The sequence below is a fragment of the Burkholderia dolosa genome, from assembly GCF_902499135.1.
Lineage (GTDB): Bacteria > Pseudomonadota > Gammaproteobacteria > Burkholderiales > Burkholderiaceae > Burkholderia > Burkholderia dolosa.
Genome location: NZ_CABVPR010000114.1, coordinates 1 through 7,903, shown reverse-complemented (window position 1 = coordinate 7,903; position 7,903 = coordinate 1). Strand labels below are relative to the sequence as shown.

At 61.2% G+C, this 7,903-nt stretch carries 2 protein-coding genes; both read left to right on the top strand.

Features of this window, described 5'->3' with window-relative positions:
* Positions 1–213 (top strand): hypothetical protein (locus BUB20358_RS28100; protein ID WP_207771230.1); only part of this gene is annotated, 213 nt, incomplete at its 5' end.
* A 137-nt stretch (positions 214–350) separates the two neighbouring features.
* On the top strand, positions 351–7,903 hold a 7,553-nt coding region (locus BUB20358_RS27360), incomplete at its 3' end, for a hemagglutinin repeat-containing protein (protein ID WP_174905162.1).

Below are 7,903 nucleotides of genomic sequence, written 5' to 3'. Positions count from 1 at the left end.
TCGGCGAGCGATTTATGCAGGCGCGTGGATAACGTGCTGTTCAACCGCCTCGCCCACAAAAATGCGGACAGGTTCGCCCAGCAGTGCGAGCGCAGTTATCACGCGTTGATCGCAATGGCCCCGATCAATAGCAGGGCACTGAGCGAAACAGGGCAGAGCCTTGGCCGCTCAGAATCGCAGCAGTTCTTCGCCGTAAACTCGTGCGGCCGTTAACTATTGTCGCGTTTACCCTACGTTTGACAATTGTTCACAGGCTCCGCGAGACACGGCAGCGCTGCGTTGCGAGAAGATGTCGCGATCCGATATTCCGTGGGTGCAGTGACTCAAGTTGCGAGTAGACCAGAAAAAGAATGAATCAAAACAACTACCGTTTGGTGTATAGCCGTGTACGCGGCATGTTGATTGCCGTCGAAGAGACGGCCTGTGCGTCGGGCAATTCCGGCCGGGGCGAGACGCGCGGCGCGGGCATTGAGCGCGAATCGATTGTTCGATTCGCCGTGCGCCGCATCGCGCTTGCTGCACTGATCGCGGTCGGCGCAACGCCGATTTGGGCGAATGCGCAGATTGTCGGTGGCGGTGCGCATGCGCCGTCGGTGATCCAGACGCAAAATGGACTGCCGCAAGTCAATATTAATAAGCCGGGCGGCTCTGGCGTCTCTTTAAATACCTATAATCAATTCGACGTACAGAAACCCGGCGCGATAATCAATAACTCGCCGACGATCGTCAACACGCAGCAAGCAGGATATATCAACGGGAATCCGAACTTCGGGCCCAACGATGCTGCGCGGATTATTGTTAATCAGGTCAATAGCAATAACCCCTCTATTCTTAGAGGATATGTTGAGATAGCGGGCCCCAAAGCCGAGATTATCTTGTCGAATTCCGCAGGCCTTCAGATCGACGGCGGCGGCTTCATTAATACCTCTCGCGCAGTTTTGACAACCGGGGTGCCGTATTTCGGCCCCGATGGTTCGGTTGCCGGGTTCAATGTAAATCGCGGCCTCGTCACCGTGTCCGGCGCTGGTTTGAACGCGGAAAATGTCGATCAGGTTGACATTATCGCGCGTGCGGTTCAGGCCAATGCGGCGATTTACGCGAAAAAACTGAACGTAGTCGCCGGGCCGAATCAAGTCAATCACGATACGCTCGCCACAACACCGATTCAGGACGGTGGTCCCGCACCGGACGTCGCAATTGACGTCGGTCAATTGGGCGGGATGTATGCCAACAGGGTGTTTCTCGTTGCCAATCAGAATGGCGTTGGCGTGGCAAATGCTGGCACGATCGCCGCGCAGGCCGGTGATCTGACGCTGCAGTCGAACGGACAGCTCGTGCTGTCGGGGAAGACGATGACGAGCGGCAATCTTGCGGCAACCGGTAGTGACATTCAGAACACCGGGACGACGTACGCGCAGCAGAGTGCAAACGTGGCGTCCAGCGGGACGCTGTCTAATAGCGGCACGCTCGCGGCGCAACAAAGTACGACGATCCGCGCCGCAACCGTCAGTTCAACCGGCGCGCTTGGCGCGGGGGTGAACAACGACGGCTCCGTGAGCCGCAGCGGCGATCTGAGCGTTACCGCGTCGGGCCAACTGAATGCGACGGGCCAGAATCTTGCCGGGGGCAACGCAACGCTCACCGGCAGCAACGTGAACGTTGCAGGCAGCCGGACGGCAGCTAATGGCGGCATGACGCTGAACGCCAATGCCGGCGACCTCAATTTGTCGAACGCGACGACGAGTGCGCAGGGCGCGCTCAACGCGAGCGCTGCCGGGACACTCATCAACGACCACGGCAATCTTTCGAGCCAGAGCAGCGCGACGGTGACGGCAGCCGGCGTTTCGAACCAAGGCGGCACGATTTCGTCGCAGGGCCCGCTATCGGTGCAGTCGGCCGGACAGATTTCGAATCAGGCCGGCACGCTGGTGTCGCAAAGCACGGCGGACGTACGCGGCGGCGCGATCCTGAACCGACAGGGAATCATCCAGAGCGCGGGCCGGATGAGCGTCGGCGGTGCATCCTTGGATAATTCGGCCGGGCGCGTGACGTCCCTCAACGGTGACGGCCTTTTCATTACAACGAGCGGCCAGCTCACGAACGCTGCGGGTACGACGGCGAACGGCGCACAAGGCGGTGTGATCGGCGGTGACGGCTCCGTCACGATTCAGGCGGGCAGCCTCGCAAATCATGGATCAATCAGCGCGAACACCGATTTGGCTGTCGGTGCGCAATCGGCCGACAATGGCAATGGTTCGCTGACTGCCGGTCAGAACGCGGCCATCGATGCGGGCACCTCGCTGTCCAATGCAGCAGGCAGCATTTCCGCAGGCGCGTTGGCAAACGTTCGCGCGGCCAGTCTGGACAACAGTGCAGGAGCAATTCAGGCCGGCCAGTTGTCGCTGACGGCGACCAGTCTCAAGAATCAGTCGGGCACGATCACGCAGACCGGCACGGGGCCGGCAACGATCGCGGTTTCGGGCACGCTGGACAATAGTTCGGGAACCGTTCAGACGAACAGCACCGATCTCAGCCTGACGCCGGCCGCATTGATCAACGACCACGGCAAGATTGCGCACGCCGGCGGCGGCACGTTGACGATCGGAGCGGGGGCTGTCTCGAACCAAGGCGGCATGATTGCGACCAATGGCGCGATGAAGCTGGCGGCCGCCGCCGTGTCGAACCAGGCGGGTGTGCTGTCGGCTCAGCGGCAAGCTGCGCTCGATGTGCAGTCGCTCGACAACAGTGCGGGCGGCTATATCGGCGCAGACAGCCTTGTGCTGAAAGCACGATCCGCGATCAACAACCGCGCCGGCACGGTCGAAGCCAGTAACGGTCTCACAGTGTCCGGTGACAGTCTGTCGAACGACGGCGGCTCAATTAAGCAACTCGGCTCAGCCGCGTTGTCGGTCACGGCGATGAACGCGTTGACCAATACGGCGAACGGCACGATCGGCGGTAACGGCGACGTCTCGGTCAACGCTGGCAGCGTCGACAATTCTGGCGGCTCGCTGCTCGCATCGCAGTCGTTGTCGGTGCAGTCGAATGGTGCGCTCGCCAACGCGGCGGGGTTGATCCAGTCGAACGGGAATCTGAAAGTCCGCGCGCAAGGCGCGGTGAACAACCATGCGGGTCAAATCGAAGCGAACGGCGCAACGTCGACGCTCGACCTGTCTGGTGCCAGTATCGACAACAGTGACGCGCGCATCGCCAACATCGGCAGCGGGGCGACGACGATAGACGGCGGCGCATCGATTACGAACACGAATGCGTCCGGTACAGCGGGTGCCGGTACGATCGGCGGCAACGGTGACGTTACGCTGACCACGCAGGCTCTCACCAACGCGCAGGGCGGCCAAACGCTCGCCGGTCATGATCTGACACTGAACGTCGGCAGCAGCGCGAACAATAATGCGGGTGTCCTGTCGGCAGGGAACAACCTGAACGTCGTGGGCCCGAATGCTGCGCTGTCGAACCAGAATGGCTCGGTTCGCGCAAACGGTGTCCTTTCGATGCAAGCCGCATCGGTCGACAATACGTCGGGCAAACTCGGCAATGACGCGGGTAGCGGTGGCAGCGTGTCGATTCAAACCGGCGCTCTGTCGAACCAAGGCGGCGCGATTGGTAGCGATCAGGATCTGTCGGTCACGAGTGGCACACTGACCGGGGACGGGTCGATCGTCGCCGGCCGCAACGGTGCGGTGACAATCGGCAGCGACTATACGCAGACCGCGGCGAACAGGCTCCACGCGAACGGCGACCTGACGTTTTCCACGTCGGGCAGGCTGACGAACCGAGGCGTGATGGATGCCAACGGCGCGCTGACGCTGAATGCCGCGAACATCGACAACCAGAGCGGTGCGGACCTGAATTCGGCAAACACGACGGTCAACGCCAACGGCGGCACGATCGACAACGCGGGCCGCATTGAAGGCGATGCGGTCACGACCAACAGCGCTGCGTTCAACAATACTGGAACCGTGATCGGCGGCAACGTCACGTCGAGTGCGGCCATGATCACGAACACCGGCGCCGCCGCTGTCTTCGCCGCTGCGAACCAGCTCAATCTGTACGCGACGAATCAGTTGTCGAACACAGGTGGCGCAAACCTGTACAGTGTCGGCGATATCAATATCGCGGCGAACGGTCAGCGTGATGCAAATGGCTTCCTCGCGAACCGAACGCAAGACGTGCTCAACGATCAGTCCACGATCGAAGCGCAGGGCAACATTGAACTGGCTGCCGGCACGTTCACCAATACGCGCCCCGCACCGACGGTCACGACGGAAACGACGAGCACGACCACCAAGCACGAAACAAAGCGAGACAAATACATTTCCTGCGCGACGACGAACGCCGATTCGCACTCGTCATGTACGCAGGCCGTTTGGGACTACGGTTACAAAACCGCCCGTAACGATACCTTCAGCAGTTCACAGATCGTATCGGAAACGACGGGCTCGAACGCTACCGATCGCGTGCTGGTACTCGATGTCAATGGCCAGCAAAAGACGATCTACTACAACTCGCTGACGGATAACGGCAACGGAACGGTCACTGTCAACTACTGGGACGCATACGATCCGCACATCAATTACGTACCGGATACCGAATACGCGACGCGTAGCGATGCTCATAACGGGTATCAGCGTGTCGAAATTTGGCGCGATACGACGTCGACAATCCAGCAGGACAAGGTGACGAGTCAGGCGCAGCAAGCGCAGCTTGTGGCCGGCGGCAGTATCACGATGGCGAACGTCGGCACGGTCAACAACAACTACAGCGCTATCGCGGCCGGCAAGTCGATTCAGATCGGCATCACGCAGCAAAACGGCTCCGTCGGTAGCGGAAGCTACGGCGGCACGACGGTTAATAACACTGGTCGGACACTGTACCAGTATCAGACCGACAACATCGTGTCGATGTATGCGTGGAACGAAGATCCGACGCGCGATCGTGGCACGGTAGCGGAGCCGCCGGTCGTGTATGCGCCGGTCGCGATCGGCGGCACTGGCGGCACGATCATCGCGAACCAATCGGTGTCGATCAATGCGCAGAACATCAATAACCAGAACGTCGCTGCGCAAAACTCAGCGACCGGTGCGACGGGCGGTACCCTCGGCAGCAACGCGGCCAATCAAGGCGTGTCGGGCGGCAACCAGACCAAGGTCGGTACCGCAAGCGGCACGACTACGGTCCCCGCGCTGCAATCCGTCTCGAGCGCCACGGGTGCATTGTCAGTTACGTTGCCGACCAGCGGCATGTACTCGATCAATCCCGCGCCGGGGCAGCCGTATCTGATCGTGACGGATCCGCGCCTGACGAGCTACACCAAGTTCATCTCGAGCGACTACATGCTCGGGCAGTTGAACCTCAATCCGGCGAGCATCGAAAAGCGCTTGGGCGACGGGATGTACGAACAGCAGATGGTGCGCAACCAGATCACGCAGTTGACCGGACGCACGTTCCTGCCGGGTTACGCGAGCGCCGAAGATGAATATCGTGCGTTGATGACCAACGGCGTGAACTACGCGAAGGAGTTCGGTCTGGTGCCGGGCATGGCGCTGACGGCCGCACAAATGGATGCGCTCACCAGCGATATCGTATGGCTGGTTGACCAGACCGTGACGCTGCCCGATGGCAGTACGACGCACGTGCTGGCCCCGGTCGTCTACATGGCGCAGACGCACGTGAACGACCTGCAACCGACTGGTGCATTGATCGCCGCGGACGATGTCGAGATCCATGCGACCGGTAGCGCGACGAACTCGGGCGTGATCAAGGGCGGCACGAAGACCGTCCTGACGTCGACGGATATCCTGAATCGTGGCGGCACGATTTCGAGCAGCAGCAAGAATGGCACGACGGTCGTGTCGGCGAACAACGATGTCGTCAACGCGTCGGGCCAGATTTCCGGCAACCGGGTTGCGGTGATGGCCGGCCGCGATATCGTCAACACGACGCTGGTCGATGCCGTGGGCGCGACTGGTGCATCGGGTGCGAGCAAGGTCAATACGAGCTTGATCGGCCAGCAAGGGATGATTTCGGCGACGGGCGACCTAGCCGCACAAGCCGGGCGCGATCTGACGCTTCACGGCGCGAATTTGTCGGCCGGTGGCGATGCGCTGGTGACGGCTGGCCGGAATATCAATGTCGATACGGTTCAGTCGACCACGAACCAATCGATGTATCTGAACGATCAGCATCATTGGGAAGAGTCGACGACGAAGAACGTGACGAGTGGCATCACCGCTGGCGGCGGCTTAGCCATGCAAAGCGGCAACGATACGACGCTCAAGGGTGCCACCGTTTCGTCCGGCAAGGATCTGTCGCTGCTCGCGGGCGGCAATCTGACGGCGACGACCGTCACAGACACGGCGAAGCTCGATAACGTCGCGGCGGACAGCAAGACGCGCAAGGAAACGGATCACAACTACGACGAGCATGTGGTCGGCACGCAATTCACAGCGGGCGGAAACGCGACGCTCGCGGCCGTGAGTGCCGACAAGTCCAAGGGCAACGTGACGTTGACCGGCTCCGCTCTGACGGCGGGTATGACGAACGGCGTCGAGAACGGTACCGGCTCGGCAAACATCAGTGCGACGGGCAATGTCGCGATCAACGAGGCACGCGAGGAACACGACAAGTACCAGTCGGTGCAAGTCCAACGCGGCAGCTTCGTCAGCAGCACGAAGACCGACGGGATGACAGATACGCGCGCCAATGTCGGTGTCGGCAGCACTGTGTCGGGCAACGCCGTCAACATTCAGTCGGGGCACGACCTGACCGTCCAGGGCAGCACGGTCGTCGGCACGAACGACGTGAATCTCGCCGCGACGAACAACGTCAATATCACCACGTCCAAGGATACGGTCACGCAAGACAGCTACTACCGTGAGACGCATTCGGGTTTGGGAACGAGCGGACTGACTGTCAGCATCGGCACGCAGTCGCGGAAGGAAACGGATCATGCGTCGTCCGTCACGAACAACGCGAGCACGGTCGGATCGCTCAACGGTAACCTTAATGTCACGGCCGGCGATACGCTGCACGTGACTGGTAGCGATCTGATCGCCGGGAAGAACCTGACCGGTGCGGCATCGAATATCGTGATCGACTCGGCGACGGATACCGCGAACAAAACGCATAGCCAAGAGACGAGCAGCAGCGGCGTCACGCTCGGCTTGTCGGGCAGCGTCGGCGATGCGATCAATGGTGCTTACCAACAAGCGCAAGCCGCCAAGAGCGGCAGCGGGGATAGCCGCGCGACTGCGCTGCACGCGATCGCGGCAGCAGGCAATGCTGCGATGGGCGTCGCCGGCCTGACCGGTGGTGCACTTGCCGGCGGCGGTACGCCGAGCATCGGCGTCCAGGTAAGCGTCGGATCGAGCCATAGTCGGATGGACACGTCGGAAAACCAGACGACACAGCGCGGTTCGAGCCTCGGCGCAGGCGGTACGACTTCGTTGGTTGCGACGGGCAACGGCACGCCGGGTAGCGGCAACATTACGGTCGCTGGCTCGAACGTATCCGGCAAAGACGTGCTGCTCGCTGCCAAGAGCCAGATCGACCTGCAGAACACGACGAACACCGATTCGACGCGCAGCTCGAATTCGTCGTCGGGCAGCAGCGTTGGCGTGTCGATCGGCACGAACGGCATCGGCGTTTCGGCATCGATGTCGCGTGCGCACGGTGATGGCAACAGCGACGCGGCGATGCAGAACAATTCGCACGTCGTGGGCGCGAATAGCGTGACGCTCGTCAGCGGTGGCGATACGAACGTGATCGGCTCGACGGTATCCGGTCGCACGGTTACGGCGGATGTCGGCGGCAATCTGAACATGCGCAGCGTGCAGGATACGACCGTCAGCAGCGCACATCAAAGCAGCGCGGGCGGTGGCAT